Genomic DNA, 18,479 nt, shown 5'->3' with positions numbered 1-18,479 from the left:
GCGGGTGTCCCGGCCCGCATCGCCCCCTGGACAGCGCACCCTTGTACTGGGCGGCGCGCGCTCGGGTAAATCCGCCTTCGCCGAATCCCTCGTCGCCGAGGGCGCGGTCCGCTACCTGGCCACCGCGATACCCGATCCCGCGGATACCGATTTCGCCGCGCGGATCGCCGCGCACCGGGCCCGCCGACCCGCGGACTGGACGGTGGTCGACGGCGCCGATCCGGCGATCGAGCTGCGCACCGGCCATCCCGGCGCCACCTTGGTCGACGATATCGGCACCTGGCTGACCGCCCGCCTCGATGCCCGTGCCGCCTGGGACGCGCCACGCGGCACGATCACCCCCGATCTCGACGCCCTCGTCGCCGCCGTCGCGGACTATCGGCACCGCTTGGTGATAGTCACCCCGGAGGTCGGTCTCGGCGTGATCCCGGCGACCCGGTCGGGTCGCCTGTTCCGCGACGAGATCGGCTCGCTCAACCAGCGTCTCGCCCGAGCGTGCGACGAGGCCTATTTCGTGCTCGCCGGCTTGCCGACCCGCCTGAAATAAGACCGGACGGTACGCACCGTGCACACCGGTCCTGCCGATCGAGGTCCGCTCCTCGCTCGGCGCGACACGACGGATCCATCGCGCTTCCGTTGTCGGAGGTCGATGGTTGAATCCGACGATGCGGACCACTCGGCGCACCGATATCTGGGCGGCCATCCATCGGGAACGAGCCACCCTGGCCGACGAACTGGCCGCCTTGACCCGAGCACAGTGGGCGGCTACCTCCCTCTGCGGCCAGTGGTCGGTGGAGGAGGTCCTCGCCCATCTCACCGCGGCCGCGAGCATCGGCCGGATGCGGTGGATCCGCAGCATGATCGGCGCGCGCTTCGATGCCGATCTGCACAATCAGCGGCGTATGCGCGAGCACCGCGGCGCCGATCCCGCCGAGACGCTCGCGCGGTTCCGTGCCGTCGTCGCCAGTACCACGGCACCCTCCGGGCACACCCCGGCATGGCTGGGTGAGGTCGTGGTGCACGGTACGGATATTCGCCGGCCGCTGGGGCTGACCGGCGCCCCGGCTCTCGAATCGACGACCGAGGTCGCCCGGTTCTTCGCCGCCCGCGATTTCACGGTTTCCGGTCGCAGCGCCACCGCAGGATTGCGCCTCGAGGCCACCGACGGTCCGTTCGCCACCGGCTCCGGGCCCGCCGTACGCGGCACCACCCTCGCCTTGGTCATGGCGATGGCCGGGCGCACCGGGTACTGCGCCGAGCTCACCGGACCGGGCGTGGCCACCCTGCGTGAACGAACAGCGACCTGACGCGGGGCAAGTCGCGGCACGTAGCCGGGTCGGCGGCGCTCGTTCCGGGTGCCTCCCCGGCGTACCGCGTGCGGCGGGCAATATTGTCCGGAAGACGACGCGACGCCGACGGCCGGGACAGTTCCCGGCGCGACGCACGCCGCCGCGACAGCACCCGATCGGAAGGCTCGAACAGTGACAGAGGGATTCGCACCCGTCGCCCCGCCGGATGCCGCCATCCGCGCGGCGGCCGAGCAGCGGCAGGCGTCGCTGACCAAACCGCCCGGGTCGCTGGGGCGGCTGGAGGAGCTGGGCAACTGGGTGGCGGCCTGCCAGGGCGTATGCCCGCCGAAACAGTTCGAACGGGCGCGGGTGGTGGTGTTCGCCGGTGACCACGGCGTAGCGCGGCACGGGGTGTCGGCCTTTCCCAGTGACGTCACCGCGCAGATGGTCGCCAATTTCGGGGCGGGCGGGGCGGCGGTCAACGCGCTGGCCGGTGTCGCCGATGCCACGGTGCGCGTGGTGGATATCGCGGTGGCGACCGATACCGATGCCACCGTGAGCGCATACAAGGTGCGCCGATCCAGCGGCGCGATCGACCGGGAGGACGCCCTCACCGCCGACGAGGTGGCCGCCGCGCTCGCGGCCGGCCGGGCGATCGCGGACGAGGAGATCGACGCCGGCGCGGACCTGCTGGTGGCCGGCGATATGGGCATCGGCAACACCACGCCCGCCACCACGCTCATCGCCACTCTCACCGGGATCGAACCGGTGCGGGCAGTCGGTCGCGGTACGGGCGTCGACGATCACGGCTGGATGCGCAAGGTCGCCGCCATCCGGGATGCCATGTGGCGGGCGCGGCCGGTGGCCCGCGACGGTGTGGAATTGCTCCGGGTGGCCGGCGGCGCCGATATCGCGGCGATGACCGGGTTCCTGGCGCAGGCGGCCGCCCGGCGCACCCCGGTCCTGCTCGACGGGGTGATCGTCACCGCCGCGGCCTTGGTCGCCGAAGACCTCGCCGCCGGCGCCGCGGCCTGGTGGGTGGCCGCCCACCGCTCCACCGAACCCGCGCACGCCGAAGCGCTGACCAAACTGAAACTCACCCCCGTTCTCGATCTGGAGATGCGGCTCGGTGAGGGCTCGGGCGCACTCACCGCGCTGCCGATCCTGCGGGCCGCGGTCGCGGTGCTCGCGGAAATGGCGACCTTCGCCGATGCGGGAGTCAGCACCGCGAGCCCCGAACCGGCCGCGATCGACCTACACAAGTGACCGGCGCGATGAGCCGAAAGCGATGCTGACACTGCGTCTCACCTTCTCCTGGCTCACGGTGCTGCCGGTGCGGGGGCCGAGCGAGGTCGATCGCCGGGCGGCGGGCCGCGCCATCGGGCTGGCGCCGGTGGCCGGAGCAGCGCTCGGGCTGATCGCGGCGGGTGTGCTGTGGGTGCTGCAGCCGGCCGGCATCGCGGCCGGATTCGTCGCGGTCGCGGTGCTGGCGCTGCTGACCCGGGGCATGCATCTGGACGGGCTGGCCGATACGTTCGACGGGCTGGGGGTCTACGGTTCGCCCGAGCGGGCGCGCGAAGTCATGAAAAGCGGTGGGGCCGGGCCGTTCGGGGTGGCCGCGATCGTGCTGGCGGCCGGTGTCCAGGCCGGCGCGTTCACCACGCTGGCCGCTTCCGGCCACTGGCTCGCGGTGATCACAGCGGTGGCGCTCGGCCGTATCGCGGTCGTCGCGGCCTGCCGGCGCGGGATCGAGCCCGCGCCGGGCACCTGGTTCGGCTCGATGGTCGCCGGAACGCAATCGCGTTCTGCCGTGATCGGCTGGGCGGCGGCCGCCGCAGCGGCGGCCGTGTTCGCGGTACCGGAGCTCGGGTGGTCCGGCCCGTTGATCGCGCTCCTGGCCCTGGCGGCCGCCGTCCGCCTCGTCGACCACGGCGTGCGCCGGATCGGCGGACTCTCCGGTGATCTGCTCGGCGCGGCCGTCGAACTCACCACCGCGCTGGCCGCACTGGGGTTCGCGGGCGCCGCGAACTCTGTCTGAGCCACAAAAGACCGACCGCCTGATGTCACCCGGCCTCAATATTGCGAACGCACCTCTTCACCGATGCCTCGCTGCCCATAGGGTGGAGGTCATGTCAGCCGAGCGCCTCTACTTCCGACAACTACTGGCCGGCCGGGATTTCGCCGTAGGAGATCCGATCGCCACGCAGATGCGCAATTTCGCTTATCTCGTGGGTGACCGGGACACCGGTGAATGCGTCGTCGTCGACCCGGCCTACGCCGCCGGGGATCTGGCCGATATCGCCGAGAACGACGGACTGAAGCTGTCCGGGGTACTGGTCACCCACCATCACCCCGACCATATCGGCGGCAGCATGCTCGGATTCACCCTGCGCGGAGTCAAGGAACTGCTCGAACAGACGACCGTCCCGGTGCACGTGAACGATCAGGAGAAGAAGTGGGTGGCCGATGTCACCGGGATCGCGCCCGGTGAACTCACCGGCCACGGTCACGGAGACAAACTCGGCGTCGGCGTCTTCGATATCGAATTCCTGCACACGCCCGGCCACACCCCCGGCAGCCAGTGCTTCCTGGTCGAGGACAAACTCATCGCGGGCGACACGCTTTTCATCGACGGCTGCGGCCGCACCGACTTCCCGGGCGGCGATAGCGACGCCATGTTCCAGAGCCTGCGCAACCTCGCCGACATGCCGGCCAACCCCGAGGTGTACCCCGGTCACTGGTACTCCGCGGACCCGCACGCGTCGCTGGACACGGTCCGCGAGAGCAACTATGTGCTGCGCCCCCGCTCGCTGGCCGAATGGCACACCCTCATGCCCGGCTGATCCCAGAGCAGGCGAGCCCGTCGAGCATCGACATCGTGGTGATCCTCCACAGGTGATCACAGTTCACGACCGCACGGATGTCACACACGTCCGCACGGCCGGCGTCGCGGCCCGGGGCACCAGGGCCCCGACCCGCGACGCCGCAGGCGACGCAATCCAGCCCGGCCGGGCCCGGGTTCTACAGCGACGGAACGAAGAAGCGCAGCGACTGACCGGCCGGGGAAGGCCGGGATCCCCAGGACTCCCCCGCGCCGCGACCCTTTCTGCCAGAGGGTCGGCACCTGCGGTCGGGGCCCGCCCCGGTTCTGGAGCGACAGAGCGAAAGAGCGCAGCGACTGAGCGCCGGAGTGAAGAACCGGGGTTGACGAGGGCCCCGACCCGCCCCGCCGAAGGCGGGGCCAAATTACAGCACCCGCATCCACTGGTGTACATCGGCGAAGGTGCCGCGCTGGATTCCGGTGAGTGTGTCGCGCAGCGCCATCGTCACTTCACCGGGCTCCCCGCCGCCGATGGAGAACTCCCCGTCGGGCCCGCACACCGACCCGACCGGGGTGATCACCGCGGCGGTGCCACAGGCGAAGACCTCGGTGATCTCGCCGGATTCCGCGCCCGCCCGCCAGTCGTCGACGGAGATCTTGCGTTCGGTCACCGGGTAGCCGGAGTCGGCGGCCAGGGTCAGCAGCGAATCCCGGGTGATGCCGGGCAGCAGCGACCCGGACAGTTCCGGGGTCACCAGTCGTGCGTCCGATCCCGACCCATAGACGAAGAACAGGTTGTTGGTGCCCATCTCCTCGACGTAGCGTCGTTCGATGGCGTCCAGCCACACCACTTGGTCACAGCCCTTGGCGGTGGCTTCGGCCTGCGCCAGCAGGGACGCCGCGTAGTTGCCGGCGACCTTGGCTTCACCGGTGCCGCCGGGCGCGGCCCGCACATAGTCGGTAGACAGCCACACCCGCACCGGTTTCACGCCGCGCGGGAAGTAGGCCCCCGCCGGGGATCCGAGCAGCAGGTATTTGTAGGCGGAGGCGGGTTTGACTCCCAGACCTGATTCGCTGGCGAACATGAACGGCCGTAGATACAGCGACTCTTCGCCGCCGGCCGCCGGGACCCAGTCCGAATCGACCTCGAGTAGTTGGCGCACCGATTCGATGAACAATTCGTCGGGGAGTTCGGCCATTGCCAGCCGGCGCGCGGACCGGCGGAACCGGGCCGCGTTCGCGTCGATCCGGAAACAGGCGATCTGCCCGTCCGGTTGCCGGTACGCCTTGAGTCCTTCGAAGATGGCTTGCCCGTAGTGGAACACCATGGTCGCGGGGTCCAGTGTCAGCGAACCGTAGGGTTCGACGACGGCGTTGGTCCAGCCGTCGGCCTCGGTGTAGTCGATGGTGACCATGTGGTCGGTGAAGTACCGGCCGAAACCGGGCGCCGTCAGAATCTCCTGTACCCGCTGCGCCGGTGTGGGCGCAGGATGAGGGATACGGGCGAACTGTGCAGCAGCGGTCATGACCAGCAGTGTATGTCGTGGGTCCGGGTCGAATCCTCGGTGGTCCGCCTCGCCCGACTTCGCGGGCCGCGACCGGGGCGGGTCGCGGGGCTCAGCTGGTGTGCGCGGCGACGAACGGCGGCCGCACCACGGTGCAGCGCAGCGACCGCCCCCGTACATCCACCACGACCTCGGTCCCGGGTGACACCGCCGCCGGGTCCAGCAACGCCAGCGCGATCCCGAGCTGCCGGGTCGGCGAGAAGGTGCCGGAGGTGGTCACCCCGACCGGTTCGCCGTCGAGCAGCACGGCCTGGTCCTCCCGCGGGATACCGCGATCGAGCGCTTCCAGGCCCAGCAGGACCCGGCGCGCCCCGGCCGCTCGCTCGGCTTCCAGCGCGGCCTTGCCCCAGAAATCCGGTTTGGCCCAGCCCACTGCCCATGAGGCCCGGGCCTGCACCGGCGTGATCTCCGGCGACAGTTCGTGCCCGTGCAGCGGATAGCCCATTTCGGTGCGCAGGGTGTCGCGGGCGCCGAGCCCGGCGACCTCGCCGCCGGCCGCCCGCACCTGTTCCACCAGGGCCCGGAACAGCGCCTCGGCGCCGGCCCAGCGCGGGAGCAGCTCGTAGCCGTGCTCACCGGTGTAGCCGGTCCGGCACACCCGCACCGGCTGCCCCGCCCACTCGGCGTCGGCGAAGGCCATATAGGACAGGTCGACCGGCAGTCCCAGCGCGGTGAGGACTTCCGCCGACCGCGGTCCCTGTACGGCGAACACGCCGTACTCGCGATGTTCGCCGGTCACTGTGATCGCCGGCGGCGCGGCGGCCGCGAGCTTCTGCACCACCGCGGCGGTATTGGCGGCGTTGGGCACCAGGAAGATCTCGTCGTCGCGCACGAAATAGGCGATGAGGTCGTCGACGACCCCGCCGTCGGGAGTGCAGCACAGGGTGTACTGCGCGCGGCCCGGGCCGATCCGGCCCAGGTCGTTGGTCAGCGCGGAGTTCACGAACTCCGCCGCCCCGGCCCCGCGCACGGTCGCCTTGCCCAGATGGCTCACATCGAACAGTCCCACCGATTCCCGCACCGCGGTGTGCTCGGCGACTGTTCCCGTGTACGAGACCGGCATCTCCCAGCCACCGAACGGCGCGAATTTCGCCCCGAGTTCGACGTGTACTCCATGGACAGGGCCCTGCTGCAGCTCGGCGTCGCTCACCCGGCGAGCTTATCCCGGGCCGTCCGGGGCGGGTCCGCCACCGCGCCGGGTCGCCGTCACCGGTACCGGACGCCGGGCCGGCCGCCCGCGCGACCCGTACCGGCGCGGATCCGTCAGGCCTCGAACCACATCGGGATCAGGGTGGGTCCTTCTTCTGGCAGCGGGAGGGTCTCGCCGGTGCGCACGAAGCCCTGCCTCGTGTACAGCCGCGACGACCGTTCGGTGCTCGCCTCCAGGTAGGCCGGCATCCCGGCGGCACGCAGCGCTCTGGTTCGTTCGGTGAGGATGGCCGCGCCTGCCCCCTTGCCCCGGCGCCCGGGCACCGTGACGATCACCTCCAGGTAGCTGTGCGGGAACTTCCGCGGATGCTCGCGCGCCATGAGTTCGGTGACGTAGGCGGACCGTTCCAGCGGCCGCACCCCGGGAGCCTCGTCGGCGTGGGCCCGGGCGGTCGCGGCGTCGGCGACGAGCCGGTCGGTCGAGGTGAGCTTCTGCCAGACCGAGATCGCCCAGATCTCGTCCTCGACCCCGGCCACCCAGATCTCGTCGTCACGCAGACCGCGATCGATGATCTGCGGAACCCATACGTCGAGGAACTCGTCCATGGGGTACCCGCGCATGATCCACTCGGTGACCGCCTCGTCCGGAGTCGCCTCCCGGAAGGCTTCCGTCAGCGGTTCGAGATCGCCCGTTCCGGCCCGCCGCACGGTCAGTTCCGTTCCCATACCGCCTCCTGTGAATAGTGTTCCCATCAGCGAACTTATGCGCTCCACTACCGGATGAACGTCATTTCGTCACGGTATTTCGTATGCGGGGCCCGGGCCCGGTGACCGCGGGCCCGAGCAGCGGCGTCGTTGGTCGCCGACTGTGCCCCGCGACCGCCGCCGGTACTCGATTTCGACGAATCGCCGCCGCGGCGGTGGACATGCTGCTCGAAGGCGTCGCGGTACGCCGGGCCGGGTCCACCGAATAGCCTGGGGCCATGACCGCAGTCGCAGATCGTCCCCTCGGACCGGAATTGGCACGCACCCAGACCATCGAGCCCGATACCGATGTCCTCGTCATCGGCCTGGCCACCACCGACGATGGGCCGGTCCTCCTGCCCGGGGACCTGTTCGGCGATGTGCTCGGCACCGATCTGCGCGACCGGCTGCTCGACCAGCTGACCGCCGTCGGCGCCACCGGCAGGACCGACCAGCTCACCCGTATCCCCGCCCCCGCCGGCCTGGACAATGTCGCCAGCGTGCTCGCTGTCGGTCTCGGCAGCGCCGCCGACCTGGACGCCGAGCAGATCCGCCGCGCCGCCGGCGTCGCCGCGCGCGCGCTGACCGGTGTCGCGCGCGCCGTCACTACGCTCTCGGGTCTCGATATCGGCGCCACCGTGGAGGGTTTCTATCTCGGCGCGTACTCGTTCACCCCGTTCCGTTCCGCGAAATCGGCGCCGAAGCCCGATGCCGGCCCGCTGGCCCGCGTCGAACTACTGGTCCCCGAACCGGATTTCGGCGGTGACGCGCTGCTACGCGCCCAACTCACGGCCGAAGCCGTGGCCACCGCCCGCGATTTCGTGAACACCCCGCCGAGTCATCTGTATCCGGCCGAATTCGCGCGGCGGGCCGCGCTGCTGGCCGAGGGCGCCGGCCTCGAGGTCGAGGTACTCGACGAGAAAGCGCTGGAGGACGGCGGTTACGGCGGCGTGCTGGGTGTCGGCAAGGGATCGTCGCGTCCGCCGCGGCTGGTCCGGCTCAGCTATCGGGGCGGCGACAAGAAGGTCGCGCTGGTCGGCAAGGGCATCACATTCGACACCGGCGGCATCTCCATCAAACCGGCCGCGAACATGGAGAACATGACCTCGGATATGGCCGGTGCGGCGGCGGTCGTGGCGACCACCCTGCTCGCCGCGCGGCTGAGTCTGCCGGTGACCGTGATCGCGACCGTGCCGATGGCCGAGAACATGCCGTCGAGCACCGCGCAGCGCCCGGGCGATGTGCTCACCCAGTACGGCGGCACCACGATCGAGGTCACCAACACCGATGCCGAGGGCCGGCTGATCCTGGCCGACGCCATGGTCCGCGCCGGTGAGGACGACCCGGACTACCTCATCGATGTCGCGACGCTCACCGGCGCCCAGATGGTCGCGCTCGGCACCCGCACCCCGGGCGTGATGGGCACCGAGGAGTTCCGCGACCGGGTCGCCCGGATCTCGCAGGAGGTCGGCGAACACGGCTGGCCGATGCCGCTGCCCAAGGAACTGCGCGCCGACCTGGATTCCAAGGTGGCCGATATGGTCAACGCCACCTCGCACCGCTGGGGCGGCATGCTGGTCGCGGGCACATACCTCAAGGAGTTCGTCCCCGTCGGCGTCGAATGGGCCCATATCGATATCGCCGGGCCCGCGTACAACACGGGTGGCCCGTTCGGCTATATCGGCAAGGGCGGCACCGGCGTCCCCGTCCGCACACTCATCGCGGTGTTGGAGGACATCGCCGCGCAACAGTGAGTGTCCGGCGATAGACCGGTGACGCGTCGGCGGGAAACCGTCCCGACATCCGGCGGGTTGCGCCGTTCCCGAGGGACGGCGCAACCCGCCGAGCTGTGGGCTGTGGGCTGTGGGCTGTGGGCTGTGGGCTGTGGGCTGTGGGCTGTGGGCTCGAGAGTCCGGTATCCGGCCGCACCTCGGCGGCGGGACTCGTGCGATCGCCGGTGCCGAGGTGCGGCCGATTCCATCAGGTCGATCCGGTCACGGATCGCACCGGGCAGGGAGGGTTCGGAACGGATCGTCCGCGCGCCGGATCCCGGTCGCATCGACGCGGCAGCACGGTGAAGCCGGGTCGCTGACTGTCTTCGGAGAGCACTGGTGATCCGACCGCGCTCCCACCCATCGCGCCTGTTCAGTCCTCGTGGAGATCCCGCTCGAGGGCGCGGCGGCGTTCGATCCGCCGCCGCTCGTCGTAGTCACGCATGCGCTGCGGATAACCGGTCCGGCCCACGTCGTACACCGGGATCCGCAGGTCCCGGGCGAGTCGGTGGGCGCCGCGCTCACCGACGATCCGGCGCGTCCATTCCCCATCGGCGGCAACCAGCACGACCGTGACATCGGTCACAGTGGTCTTCGGTTCGACGTAACCCTCGACGCCCGTATGCGTGCGCACCCACTCCGCCAGATATCGGGACTCCGCGCCGCGGCCACGGGAAACACCGCTGCGCCCGGCCGTGCCACGACGGAAACGGTCCAGCAAACCCACTGCCGCCGACCTCCTGCTCGCCACTCGAATCGCGCCGCATCCGGCGGTGATTCCATGGTGCCACCTACCAAAATTGGATGCCCTCCGGTAAGCGCGCCGCGCGGCGAATGTAAGGATGGTTCCCGGAACAACAACCACACGGATCTCCGGCGCCGCGCAGAATGAACGCCGGCTGGAACACCGTCGCGACCCGCGGCAGGATCCTCCGGAACGAACTGTTGTAGACCCGTCGAGCAGTTAGAGGAGTCAACGGACATGGCCTTCTCCGTCCAGATGCCCGCTCTTGGTGAGAGCGTCACCGAGGGAACGGTGACACGGTGGCTGAAGCAGGAAGGAGACACGGTCGAGGTCGACGAGCCGCTGCTCGAAGTCTCCACCGACAAGGTCGACACCGAGATCCCGTCCCCTACGGCGGGTGTGTTGACGAAGATCGTCGCCAAGGAAGACGACGTCGTCGAGGTGGGCGGCGAACTGGGTGTCATCGGTGATGCCGGCGAGGCCCCCGCGCCCGCCCCGGCTCCCGAACCGGCCGCCGCCGAGCCCGCGCCCGAGCCCCAGCAGGCGGCCGCTCCGGCCGCCGCGGAACCGGCTCAGGCCCCCGCCGCCCCCGCCGTCGGCGCCGCGGCCGCCGGCACTTCCGTGAAGATGCCGGAACTCGGTGAATCTGTCACCGAGGGCACCGTCACCCGATGGCTCAAAGCGATCGGTGACGAGGTCGCCGTCGACGAACCGCTGCTCGAAGTCTCCACCGACAAGGTCGACACCGAGATCCCGTCCCCCGTGGCCGGCACGCTGCTGGAGATCACCGCGCAAGAGGACGACACGGTCGAGGTGGGCGGTCAGCTCGGCGTGATCGGCTCCGGCTCCCCTGCGGCGGCTCCCGCACCTGCCCCGGCTCCCGCACCTGCACCCGCGCCCGCCGCGGCCGCGCCGACACCGGCCCCTCAGCCCGCTCCGGCTCCCGCACCTGCCCCGGCTCCCGCACCCGCACCTGCCCCGGCAGCGGCGGCTCCCGCGCAGCCCGCCGCCGGCAACGGCGCCAACCCGTACGTCACCCCGCTGGTCCGGAAACTGGCCGAGGAGAACGGCGTCGATCTGGGCAGCGTCACCGGTTCGGGTGTCGGCGGCCGGATCCGCAAACAGGACGTGCTCGCCGCCGCCGAATCCAAGCAGGCTCCGGCCGCCGCCCCGGCGGCCGCCGCTCCCACCGCCGCGGCTCCGGCCCGGTCGGCCGCGCCCAGCCCCGCCCTGGCGGCGCTGCGCGGCACCACCCAGAAGGCCAACCGGATCCGGCAGATCACCGCGACCAAGACCCTGGAGTCGCTGCAGACCACCGCGCAGCTCACCCAGGTGCACGAGGCCGACGTCACCAAGATCGCCACGCTGCGCAAGAAGGCCAAGGCCGAGTTCACCAAGCGTGAGGGCGTGAACCTGACCTTCCTGCCGTTCTTCGCCAAGGCCGTGGTGGAGGCGCTCGGGGTGCACCCGAACGTCAACGCCAGCTACGACGGGAACAGCAAGGAGATCACCTACCACGCGTCGGTGCACCTGGGCATCGCGGTGGACACCGATCAGGGCCTGCTCTCGCCGGTGATCCACAACGCCAGCGACCTCTCGCTGGCCGGCCTGGCACGCGCCATCGCCGATATCGCCAACCGTGCCCGTTCGGGCGGGCTGAAGCCCGACGAGCTGGCCGGCGGCACCTTCACCATCACCAATATCGGCAGCCAGGGCGCCCTGTTCGACACCCCGATCCTGGTGCCGCCGCAGGCGGCGATGCTCGGTACGGGTGCCATCGTGAAGCGCCCGACCGTGGTCACCGACGAGTCCGGCAGCGAATTCATCGGCGTCCGCTCGATGTGCTACCTGCCGCTGACCTACGATCACCGGCTCATCGACGGTGCGGATGCCGGCCGGTTCCTGACCACCATCCGGCACCGCCTCGAAGAGGCGGCGTTCGAGGCAGATCTCGGCCTGTAAGGGACGACGACGATGTCGGTTGTGGTTGCCGGTTCGTCCGGACTGATCGGGACCGCGCTCGTCGCGGCGTTGCGCCGCGACGGGGAGCAGGTGATCCGTTTGGTCCGGCGGCCGGCCGCCGCGCCCGACGAACGTCGCTGGGACCCCGCGCACGCCGAACTCGACCCCGAGATCTTCGACGGCGTGCACGCCGTGGTGAACCTGTGCGGCGCCGGTATCGGCGACAAACGCTGGACCGGCGCCTACAAACAGTTGCTCCGGGACAGCCGGATCACCCCCACCGATGTACTCGCGACGGCCGTCGCGCGGGCGGGGGTACCGACTCTGGTGAACGGCAGCGCGGTCGGCTATTACGGCGATACCGGCGATCAGGCGGTCGACGAGACGGGCCCGATAGGGACCGGTTTCCTGGCCACGCTGTGCCGCGACTGGGAGGCCGCGACCCATGCCGCCACCGAGGCCGGGACCCGCACGGTCCTGCTGCGCAGTGCCGTGGTGCTCTCCGGAGCCGGCGGCATACTTCCGCAGCTCAAAGCGCTGTTCCTGCTGGGTCTCGGGGGACGGCTCGGCAACGGCCGCCAGTATCAACCGTGGATCTCACTCGACGACGAGGTCGGCGCGATCCGGCATGCTCTCACCAACGAATCGGTGCGGGGCCCGCTGAACGCCGTGGGACCCGCCCCGGTCACCAATGCCGCGTTCACCCGCGCGCTCGCGCACGCGCTGCACCGTCCCGCACCGCTTTTCGTCCCCGGTTTCGCCCTGCGCCTGGCGGTCGGCGAGTTCGCGGAGGAAGCGATCCTGCACAGTCCGCGCGCCCTGCCGGGTGTGCTCGAGGAGACCGGCTACGAGTTCCGCCACGCCACGGTCGGCGCGGCGCTCGCCGCCGCAGTAGGCCGATGACAGAACCCAGCACCACCGTGGTCCGGGACGCCCGGACCGGCGATCTGCCCGAGATCCTGGAGATCCACAACAAGGCCATCGTTGAGACCACCGCCATCTGGGACGACGAGCCCGTGGAACTCGACGAGCGCCTCGCCTGGTTCCGCAACCGCACCGAGCACGGCCGTCCGGTCCTCGTGGCCGAGGTCGGCGGTGCGGTCGCCGGATACGCCAGCTACGGGCCGTGGCGGCCTAAATCCGGCTACCGGCACACCGTCGAGAATTCCGTCTATATCGCCGACCGTTTCCAGCGGCGCGGTATCGGCGCGGCACTGCTGGCCGAACTCATCGCGCGCGCCGGGAAATCCGGCGATATCCACGCCGTGATCGCGGTCATCGAATCGAGCAACACCGGGTCGATCGCCCTGCACGAACGGTTCGGGTTCCGCACGGTGGGCGTGCTGCCGGAGGTGGGCCGGAAATTCGGCCGCTGGATGGATTTGACGCTGATGCAGCTCACACTGGAGACGAGCGTAACGTCATGAATGTGAACAACACCCGCACCGCAACCCGGTCGGCCCGCTACGACAGCACCCCCGTCGACGTGCGTGAACTGGGTCTCATCGACTATCAGCAGGCCTGGGATCTGCAACGCGATATCGCCGCCCGGCGCGCCGAGGGCGAAGGCGACGACACCCTGCTGCTGCTGGAACACCCTTCCGTCTACACCGCGGGCCGGCGGACCGAACCGGCCGATCGGCCGACCGACGGCAGCCCCGTGATCGACGTGGACCGCGGCGGGAAGATCACCTGGCACGGACCGGGTCAGCTGGTCGGGTATCCGATCATCCGGCTCGGGGAACCGCTCGACGTGGTCGATTACGTCCGGCGTCTCGAACAGGCGCTCATCCGGACGGTCACCGATCTGGGCGTCGAGTGCGGGCGGGTTCCGGGACGGTCCGGAGTGTGGCTGCCGGCCGCCGGCCTGCTGCCCGAGCGCAAGATCGCCTCGATCGGGATCCGGGTGCAGCGCGGGGTCACCATGCACGGCATCTCGTTGAACTGCGACTCCGATCTCGGCGCGTTCGGCAGCATCATCGCCTGCGGTATCCGTGATGTCGGCTCCACCAGTCTGAGTCAGGAGCTCGGTCGCGCGGTCACCGTCGCCGACGCGGCGCCCCTCATCGCCCGATTCGTCCCGGCCGCACTCGACGGCGAGCTCCCGGTCACCGAGCACGATATTCCGCACGCCGGCACCCCGGCCGTCGCGGACCACGCCGCCGCCACCGCGGCACGCGATCCGAAAGGTGCCACCGCATGACCTCCGCCCAAGCTCCCGCCGGCCGCAAATTGCTGCGGATCGAGGCCCGCAACGCCGAGACCCCGATCGAACGCAAACCCAGCTGGATCCGGACCCGCGCCACCATGGGTCCGGAGTACACCGAGCTCAAGGGCCTGGTGAAGCGTGAGGGCCTGCATACGGTCTGCGAGGAAGCCGGCTGCCCGAACATCTTCGAATGCTGGGAGGACCGGGAGGCCACCTTCCTCATCGGCGGCGAACAGTGCACCCGGCGCTGCGATTTCTGCCAGATCGATACCGGTAAACCGTCGCCGCTGGACCGCGATGAGCCGCGTCGGGTCGCCGAGAGCGTCCAGGCGATGGGCCTGCGCTACTCGACCATCACCGGGGTGGCCCGCGACGATCTCGAGGACGGCGGCGCCTGGCTCTACGCCGAGACCGTACGCGCCATCAAGAAACTCAACCCGAATACGGGCGTGGAGCTGCTCATCCCGGATTTCAACGCGAAACCCGATCAGCTCGCCGAAGTATTCTCCGCCCGTCCCGAGGTGCTGGCCCACAATCTGGAAACCGTGCCCCGGGTCTTCAAACGGATCCGCCCCGCGTTCCGCTACGAGCGTTCCCTCGAGGTGCTCACCGCGGCCCGCGCCGACGGCCTGGTCACCAAGTCCAATCTGATCCTCGGAATGGGCGAGACCCCCGACGAGGTCACCCAGGCGATGCGCGACCTGCACGAAGCGGGCTGCGATATTCTCACCATCACCCAGTATCTGCGCCCGTCGCCGCGCCACCATCCGGTGGACCGCTGGGTGAAGCCCGAAGAGTTCGTGGAGCATTCGAAGGTCGCCGAGGAGATCGGCTTCGCCGGCGTGATGGCGGGCCCCTTGGTGCGCTCCTCCTACCGGGCCGGCCGCCTGTACGCCCAAGCGATGGCACATCACGGCCGCCCCATCCCGGAAGCCATGGCCCACTTGGGCGCCGAGGGCACCGCGAGCCAGGAGGCCAGCGCCGTCCTGGAACGGTTCGGCTCCCGGACCTGAGCCCGATACCGCCCGTCGGGCCGCGTGCCGCATTCGGCATGCGGCCCGACGCGTCGGCGGCGTCGATCGCCTACCGAGCGACCACCCGTGGCTCGACAGCTGCCCGGTCCGGCCGGTCGTAGCCGGTGAACTTTCGCGCGCATACCTGGTGACCGAGCCGACCGGAATCCCGGCGCACCGGGAACCGATCGGTCCCCCATCGCGTCCAACTCTGTGACCACCTTCGGATAGCCGTGTTCTGAACACGCACCGGGCAGCAGCGCAGCGCAGACGATCACCCAGGTCCGCGCCGGTGAGGAGTACGTATGACCGAACCACTGGCAGTGGACCCGAACGCCCTGGACACGCTGGCGACGACACTCCAGCAGCTCGCCGCGGACAACGACGCGAAAGTCGGCCCGTACCTGAAGGAATGGCTCGACGTGCCCGACGATGTCGGCGGTATCGTCCCCACCGTCGCGCAGGCCGCCCACGATGTCCGCGACGCACTGACCCCGAACTACGCGACGCTCGGCCGGATCACCGCCGCAGCGGCCGCCGAGCTCACGAAGACCGCGACGATGTACCGAACCACCGACGGCGCCACCGCGGCCGCGCTCGACCGGACCTACCCGGGAGCCGCGAAATGACCGCGGCACCCGGCGACCTGCTCACGAAACCGCAGCCGCAGGACCCGATCCCGGACCTGGCGGAGTTCCTCGTCACGGCCAACGCGATCTCCCCGACGTACTGGACCCAGCAGGTATGCCAGCACTTCTTCGGTACCGACCCCATTTCGTGGGTGGCGAACGAGTTCTGCGGTGATTGGGAGGCGATCCAGCAGGCGGCTTTCGCCGCGGACACCATGTCGAAGTACAACACCGCGTACGCGGCTGCTGTGCGGCAGGCAGTCGCGGCGCTGGAACCGAGTTGGCGGGGGAACGCGGCCGACAGTTCGCGGCAGTACTTCGCCGCACTCACCACCGCGCTCGATACCCAGGCCGTGGCACTCCGGGAAATAGGCGAAAAGGTAGAGGGTTTCGCCCAGGCCGCGTATCTGCAGGCGCAGGCGATCGGCAACGCGCTCCAGGGTGTCATGGATATGGTGATCATCCTGGCGGTCGAGTGGGCGGCGGCCGCCGCGCTCTCGTCCACCGGAATCGGTGCGATCCCCGCGGTCGGGATCGGCGCCCTCAGCGCTCTGCAGATCACGACCATGCTGACGCGGTGGGCAAAAGTCGTGGAGCTGACCACCGAAACGGTGACCCTGGCGGAGGGCGTCTACGGCGGCGTGCTCGGACAGATGGCGCACGCCACGTCGATTCCGATTCCGGCGCTCCCCACTGCCGCCTACGACCACCCGGGGGTGTGACGATGCCCGATCCCGAACCGATTCTCGATGTCGCGGGCGGCGATATCGCGCTGTCGCGCCACCTCTCGAAATCCCTGCGCGCGCTCGCCGACCGGACGCTGGATCCCGGATTGAAATCGGAGATACGGGCGATCCTGGCCGGTCAGGGCAGCGTGCGCGACCTGATGCGCAACGAATCGTTCAATCAGGTGCTCGACCGGGTACTGCCCACCATGATCCAGCGCGCGCAGATGCTCCCCGACGCCGAATTGCGGCGGCTCGCCGAGCAGGGGCGCCGTGAACTCGAACACCTTCGCACCCAGGCCGATCCGCCCCCGCCGATCCGCCTGCGGCCGCCCCCGCTCCCGGCGCCACCCGTGCGCAGGGACCTCTCACCCGAGATCGTCGAAGCGGACGACGAGTACTTTCGCGAACACCATCGACGAGGGTGGCTGGTATGAAACTCGGACTCGCCGTTCATCCCGAGATCGGGACGCCCGCCGCGGGGTCGCCCTGGCATCTGGTGTTCGCCGAGGACCTGCCCGATATCTGTGCCGCGCACGGCCGGGACTGCGTCGAGCGCCGGGCGGAGCAGCTGACCTTCTACCGCACTCGCCGGGGCGGCCGGCCGGTGAACCTGCTGCGCCTGGTGCTGCGGATAGTGCAGATCTGGCGGTTGAACTCGGTGGCCCGCACCTACCCGGATATCGTCCTGCACGGTGAATGGCCGCTCTGCCCAGCCTGTCTCGTCCCCGCGCGGATCTACCGTGCGGCGGGCACCGCGCTCATCGCGCTGGGCGCGGTGAACATCGTCGCCGTGGTGCTCATGGTCGCCGCCCATATCCGGCCGCCGGCCTGGCTGGTCTTCGCGATCTTCCCCGGCTGGCTACCGCTCGGGCTGCTGGTGAGCATGAGCCTGTTCCGCGGTGGCGAGACCTTCGTGCGCGCCCGGATCGCCCCGGATCTGCGCGCGGCCGATATCGTCTCCCACCCGCGTTTCGACGAGGCCGTGGCGACGGCGCCGAGAAGTTGAGTCCGGGCGCGCTAGGACCTGAGACGCTGCAGCAGGGCGGGGATCTTCGACGCCGACATCAGCGCTTTGAACTGCCAACTGTCGTCACGGGGCAGGATCCCGCCGCGCTGTGTGACATCGAATGCGTCGTACAGGGTCTCGCCCTCTTCCATCAGCCCGTCGGCGTCGAAGTGATAGCGATCGACCGCGGGGCACTGGATGAAGCGGCCGTTTCCGTAGAGCACCGGCGCGCTGTCGTCGTACGGATACAGGCGCAGCGGCCCGTCCCAGTGGCCGCTGCCGATATAGCGGATGACGACCCGTACGCGCTCGTCCGGGGTGACGTCGAGATACACCTGATTCGGCAGCGGGTCGTAGCGCCAGTCCGGGATGGCGTCGAAGAAAGCGAAGTTGTACTTCACGAATTCGTCGATGCCGACGATGGTGCGCCCGAAGGTGGTGACGTCGGTGTAGCGGATATCGGCCGCGTACAACTCGTGGTTGAGGCTCATGTCCCGGGCCAGGAAGCTCCACCAGTATTTCTTCGCCCACTCCATCAGCCAGGACAGGTCGAGGCCGAGTTTGCCGTAGTACTCCAGTTTCCGGTCGAACTGGACGAACCATTCCTCGGTGGTGGCTTGGAGTTCCGGTTCCGGGATCACTCGGATGGGGACCGCGCGGTTCGCGTCGAGGAATTCGGGGGCGGGCCGGGCCAGGCGGGGCCGGCGCAGCGCTTGCTGGAACTGTTCGTCACTGAACACGTACGAGCCTCTCGACCGACGCGACCGGGGCCGCGCGCGCACTTCAACGTGAATCGTATGATTCATGTTGAATCACCTGATGTCAATGAATGCCCGGAGCGATGCGA

Annotated in this window: 20 protein-coding genes; 15 read left to right on the top strand and 5 right to left on the bottom strand. The window is 69.8% G+C overall.

The window, feature by feature from the left end:
- The first annotated feature begins 4 nt into the window (after nucleotides 1-4).
- The 5 genes from OG804_RS30875 (at nucleotide 5) to OG804_RS30855 (ending at nucleotide 4,132) form a co-directional block, all read left to right on the top strand.
- Nucleotides 5-547, top strand: coding sequence for a bifunctional adenosylcobinamide kinase/adenosylcobinamide-phosphate guanylyltransferase (locus tag OG804_RS30875; protein ID WP_328392160.1), 543 nt, complete (start codon nucleotides 5-7; stop codon nucleotides 545-547).
- A 118-nt stretch (nucleotides 548-665) separates the two neighbouring features.
- Nucleotides 666-1,307 (top strand): maleylpyruvate isomerase family mycothiol-dependent enzyme, encoded by a 642-nt coding sequence (locus tag OG804_RS30870; RefSeq protein ID WP_328392159.1) that lies wholly within the window; start codon nucleotides 666-668, stop codon nucleotides 1,305-1,307.
- Nucleotides 1,308-1,481: 174 nt separating this feature from the next.
- Nucleotides 1,482-2,555 carry a nicotinate-nucleotide--dimethylbenzimidazole phosphoribosyltransferase gene (cobT, locus tag OG804_RS30865; protein ID WP_328392158.1) on the top strand — a complete coding sequence of 358 codons (1,074 nt, stop codon included), beginning with the start codon at nucleotides 1,482-1,484 and terminating at the stop codon, nucleotides 2,553-2,555.
- A 22-nt stretch (nucleotides 2,556-2,577) separates the two neighbouring features.
- On the top strand, nucleotides 2,578-3,327 hold the full coding sequence (locus OG804_RS30860; protein ID WP_328392157.1) for an adenosylcobinamide-GDP ribazoletransferase: 750 nt from the start codon (nucleotides 2,578-2,580) through the stop codon (nucleotides 3,325-3,327).
- 91 nt (nucleotides 3,328-3,418) lie between these two features.
- Complete coding sequence (locus tag OG804_RS30855) at nucleotides 3,419-4,132, top strand: MBL fold metallo-hydrolase (RefSeq protein WP_328392156.1); 714 nt, start codon at nucleotides 3,419-3,421, stop codon at nucleotides 4,130-4,132.
- A gap of 403 nt (nucleotides 4,133-4,535) precedes the next feature.
- Here the strand turns inward: OG804_RS30855 and OG804_RS30850 are convergent, their stop codons facing one another.
- The 3 genes from OG804_RS30850 to OG804_RS30840 form a co-directional block, all read right to left on the bottom strand.
- Nucleotides 4,536-5,636: a branched-chain amino acid aminotransferase gene (locus OG804_RS30850; protein WP_328392155.1), complete on the bottom strand. Its 1,101-nt coding sequence runs from the start codon at nucleotides 5,634-5,636 to the stop codon at nucleotides 4,536-4,538.
- Between the two features lie 91 nt (nucleotides 5,637-5,727).
- Nucleotides 5,728-6,825 carry a glycine cleavage system aminomethyltransferase GcvT gene (gene gcvT, locus OG804_RS30845; protein WP_328392154.1) on the bottom strand — a complete coding sequence of 366 codons (1,098 nt, stop codon included), beginning with the start codon at nucleotides 6,823-6,825 and terminating at the stop codon, nucleotides 5,728-5,730.
- 113 nt (nucleotides 6,826-6,938) lie between these two features.
- On the bottom strand, nucleotides 6,939-7,550 hold the full coding sequence (locus OG804_RS30840; protein WP_328392153.1) for a GNAT family N-acetyltransferase: 612 nt from the start codon (nucleotides 7,548-7,550) through the stop codon (nucleotides 6,939-6,941).
- A gap of 257 nt (nucleotides 7,551-7,807) precedes the next feature.
- On the opposite strand from OG804_RS30840, the gene OG804_RS30835 reads away from it, so the two are divergent.
- On the top strand, nucleotides 7,808-9,322 hold the full coding sequence (locus tag OG804_RS30835) for a leucyl aminopeptidase (protein WP_328392152.1): 1,515 nt from the start codon (nucleotides 7,808-7,810) through the stop codon (nucleotides 9,320-9,322).
- A gap of 391 nt (nucleotides 9,323-9,713) precedes the next feature.
- On the opposite strand, the gene OG804_RS30830 is transcribed toward OG804_RS30835, so the two are convergent.
- Nucleotides 9,714-10,067 carry an oxidoreductase gene (locus OG804_RS30830; protein WP_328392151.1) on the bottom strand — a complete coding sequence of 118 codons (354 nt, stop codon included), beginning with the start codon at nucleotides 10,065-10,067 and terminating at the stop codon, nucleotides 9,714-9,716.
- Between the two features lie 255 nt (nucleotides 10,068-10,322).
- Between OG804_RS30830 and sucB the strand changes: the two genes are divergently transcribed.
- The 9 genes from sucB (at nucleotide 10,323) to OG804_RS30785 (ending at nucleotide 17,632) form a co-directional block, all read left to right on the top strand.
- Nucleotides 10,323-12,047, top strand: coding sequence for a 2-oxoglutarate dehydrogenase, E2 component, dihydrolipoamide succinyltransferase (sucB, locus tag OG804_RS30825; RefSeq protein WP_328392150.1), 1,725 nt, complete (start codon nucleotides 10,323-10,325; stop codon nucleotides 12,045-12,047).
- Nucleotides 12,048-12,059: 12 nt separating this feature from the next.
- Nucleotides 12,060-12,950, top strand: a complete 891-nt coding sequence (locus OG804_RS30820; RefSeq protein WP_328392149.1) for a TIGR01777 family oxidoreductase — start codon at nucleotides 12,060-12,062, stop codon at nucleotides 12,948-12,950.
- On the top strand, nucleotides 12,947-13,474 hold the full coding sequence (locus OG804_RS30815) for a GNAT family N-acetyltransferase (protein ID WP_328392148.1): 528 nt from the start codon (nucleotides 12,947-12,949) through the stop codon (nucleotides 13,472-13,474). Before OG804_RS30820 ends, OG804_RS30815 begins: the two co-directional genes overlap by 4 nt.
- Nucleotides 13,471-14,250, top strand: a complete 780-nt coding sequence (lipB, locus tag OG804_RS30810) for a lipoyl(octanoyl) transferase LipB (RefSeq protein ID WP_328392147.1) — start codon at nucleotides 13,471-13,473, stop codon at nucleotides 14,248-14,250. Before OG804_RS30815 ends, lipB begins: the two co-directional genes overlap by 4 nt.
- On the top strand, nucleotides 14,247-15,269 hold the full coding sequence (lipA, locus tag OG804_RS30805) for a lipoyl synthase (RefSeq protein WP_328392146.1): 1,023 nt from the start codon (nucleotides 14,247-14,249) through the stop codon (nucleotides 15,267-15,269). The genes lipB and lipA overlap by 4 nt, the downstream gene beginning before the upstream one ends.
- A gap of 305 nt (nucleotides 15,270-15,574) precedes the next feature.
- Nucleotides 15,575-15,898 (top strand): type VII secretion target, encoded by a 324-nt coding sequence (locus OG804_RS30800; protein WP_328392145.1) that lies wholly within the window; start codon nucleotides 15,575-15,577, stop codon nucleotides 15,896-15,898.
- A complete protein-coding gene (locus tag OG804_RS30795; protein ID WP_328392144.1) occupies nucleotides 15,895-16,620 on the top strand; it encodes a hypothetical protein in 726 nt (241 codons plus the stop codon). Before OG804_RS30800 ends, OG804_RS30795 begins: the two co-directional genes overlap by 4 nt.
- Before the next feature lie 2 nt (nucleotides 16,621-16,622).
- Nucleotides 16,623-17,060, top strand: coding sequence for a hypothetical protein (locus OG804_RS30790; RefSeq protein ID WP_328392143.1), 438 nt, complete (start codon nucleotides 16,623-16,625; stop codon nucleotides 17,058-17,060).
- Nucleotides 17,057-17,632: a hypothetical protein gene (locus OG804_RS30785; protein ID WP_328392142.1), complete on the top strand. Its 576-nt coding sequence runs from the start codon at nucleotides 17,057-17,059 to the stop codon at nucleotides 17,630-17,632. Before OG804_RS30790 ends, OG804_RS30785 begins: the two co-directional genes overlap by 4 nt.
- Before the next feature lie 11 nt (nucleotides 17,633-17,643).
- Here OG804_RS30785 and OG804_RS30780 read toward each other — a convergent pair whose 3' ends face one another.
- Nucleotides 17,644-18,372 (bottom strand): nuclear transport factor 2 family protein, encoded by a 729-nt coding sequence (locus tag OG804_RS30780; RefSeq protein WP_328392141.1) that lies wholly within the window; start codon nucleotides 18,370-18,372, stop codon nucleotides 17,644-17,646.
- Nucleotides 18,373-18,479: the final 107 nt, after the last annotated feature.

Origin of the sequence: Nocardia sp. NBC_00416, from assembly GCF_036032445.1 — a bacterium.
Lineage (GTDB): Bacteria > Actinomycetota > Actinomycetes > Mycobacteriales > Mycobacteriaceae > Nocardia.
Note: the sequence above shows the minus strand (reverse complement) of the source record. Positions and strands in the feature narration are given on the sequence as shown.

What these genes read in the sequence shown, in the direction of transcription:
- OG804_RS30870 (WP_328392159.1), top strand. Translation starts at nt 666, where the DNA reads ATGCGGACCACTCGGCGCACCGATATCTGGGCGGCCATCCATCGGGAA.
- OG804_RS30860 (WP_328392157.1), top strand. Translation starts at nt 2,578, where the DNA reads ATGCTGACACTGCGTCTCACCTTCTCCTGGCTCACGGTGCTGCCGGTG.
- OG804_RS30855 (WP_328392156.1), top strand. Translation starts at nt 3,419, where the DNA reads ATGTCAGCCGAGCGCCTCTACTTCCGACAACTACTGGCCGGCCGGGAT.
- OG804_RS30850 (WP_328392155.1), bottom strand. Translation starts at nt 5,636, where the DNA reads ATGACCGCTGCTGCACAGTTCGCCCGTATCCCTCATCCTGCGCCCACA.
- OG804_RS30840 (WP_328392153.1), bottom strand. Translation starts at nt 7,550, where the DNA reads ATGGGAACGGAACTGACCGTGCGGCGGGCCGGAACGGGCGATCTCGAA.
- OG804_RS30835 (WP_328392152.1), top strand. Translation starts at nt 7,808, where the DNA reads ATGACCGCAGTCGCAGATCGTCCCCTCGGACCGGAATTGGCACGCACC.
- sucB (WP_328392150.1), top strand. Translation starts at nt 10,323, where the DNA reads ATGGCCTTCTCCGTCCAGATGCCCGCTCTTGGTGAGAGCGTCACCGAG.
- OG804_RS30820 (WP_328392149.1), top strand. Translation starts at nt 12,060, where the DNA reads ATGTCGGTTGTGGTTGCCGGTTCGTCCGGACTGATCGGGACCGCGCTC.
- OG804_RS30815 (WP_328392148.1), top strand. Translation starts at nt 12,947, where the DNA reads ATGACAGAACCCAGCACCACCGTGGTCCGGGACGCCCGGACCGGCGAT.
- lipB (WP_328392147.1), top strand. Translation starts at nt 13,471, where the DNA reads ATGAATGTGAACAACACCCGCACCGCAACCCGGTCGGCCCGCTACGAC.
- lipA (WP_328392146.1), top strand. Translation starts at nt 14,247, where the DNA reads ATGACCTCCGCCCAAGCTCCCGCCGGCCGCAAATTGCTGCGGATCGAG.
- OG804_RS30800 (WP_328392145.1), top strand. Translation starts at nt 15,575, where the DNA reads ATGACCGAACCACTGGCAGTGGACCCGAACGCCCTGGACACGCTGGCG.
- OG804_RS30795 (WP_328392144.1), top strand. Translation starts at nt 15,895, where the DNA reads ATGACCGCGGCACCCGGCGACCTGCTCACGAAACCGCAGCCGCAGGAC.
- OG804_RS30790 (WP_328392143.1), top strand. Translation starts at nt 16,623, where the DNA reads ATGCCCGATCCCGAACCGATTCTCGATGTCGCGGGCGGCGATATCGCG.
- OG804_RS30785 (WP_328392142.1), top strand. Translation starts at nt 17,057, where the DNA reads ATGAAACTCGGACTCGCCGTTCATCCCGAGATCGGGACGCCCGCCGCG.